2 protein-coding genes are annotated in these 652 nt (G+C 74.7%); both read left to right on the forward strand.

Annotation, left to right across the window (positions count from 1 at the left end; translation table 11 throughout):
• On the forward strand, positions 1-472 hold a 472-nt coding region (locus LS48_RS15900; protein WP_204376483.1), incomplete at its 5' end, for a phage tail protein.
• A complete protein-coding gene (locus LS48_RS15905; RefSeq protein WP_204376484.1) occupies positions 445-624 on the forward strand; it encodes a hypothetical protein in 180 nt (59 codons plus the stop codon). The genes LS48_RS15900 and LS48_RS15905, both read left to right, overlap by 28 nt.
• Positions 625-652: the final 28 nt, after the last annotated feature.

Below are 652 nucleotides of genomic sequence, written 5' to 3' on the forward strand. Positions count from 1 at the left end.
TCAGATCGGTGTGCAGCGCGTGCGGCGGCCGGGGGCGGGCCAGGCGGTCGATCGCGTCGATCTGCCGGCGGTGCTGGCCGCGGCCGAGGCGAAGCGCGTGGCGGCGGCGCTGCTGGCCCGCGGCGAGAGCGAGCGGACGCGGCGACGGGTGACGCTGGGTCGCGAAGGGCTGGGGATTGCGCCGGGTGCGATCGTGACGATCGCGGGAGAGGCGGGGCAGTGGCGCGTGGCGCAGGCCGCTATGGTGGGGCTGGCGACGACGCTGGACCTGGTGCCGCTGGCGCCGGCTGCGCTGCCGGTGCGGGCGAGCAGCGGAACGGTTGCGGCGGCGGCGGACGTGCGCATCGGGCGAACGCTGCTGGTCGCGGCGGAATGGCCGGGGCTGGAGGATACGCCGCTGAGCCAGCCGCGGGTGTCGGTTCTGGCCTGTGGTGAGGGGGCGGGATGGCGGCACCGGCAACGATCGGGGTGATCGAGGGGGTTCCGGATATGGCGTCTCCCTGGCTGATCGATTCGCGCAGCCGGCTGATCGTGCGGCTGAGGCGGGCGGACATGGTGCTCGGCGATGCCGACGCGACGCGGCTGGCGCAGGCGGCAATCTGGCGCTGGTCGGCGACGAACTGATCCGGTTCGCGCTCGCTGAGCCACTGGG

It is taken from the genome of Aequorivita aquimaris (assembly GCF_001573155.1).
Classification (GTDB): Bacteria; Bacteroidota; Bacteroidia; order Flavobacteriales; family Flavobacteriaceae; genus Aequorivita; species Aequorivita aquimaris.

Excerpts from the sequence above, each read along its gene's own strand:
- LS48_RS15905 (WP_204376484.1), top strand. The coding sequence starts at position 445 with ATGGCGGCACCGGCAACGATCGGGGTGATCGAGGGGGTTCCGGATATG.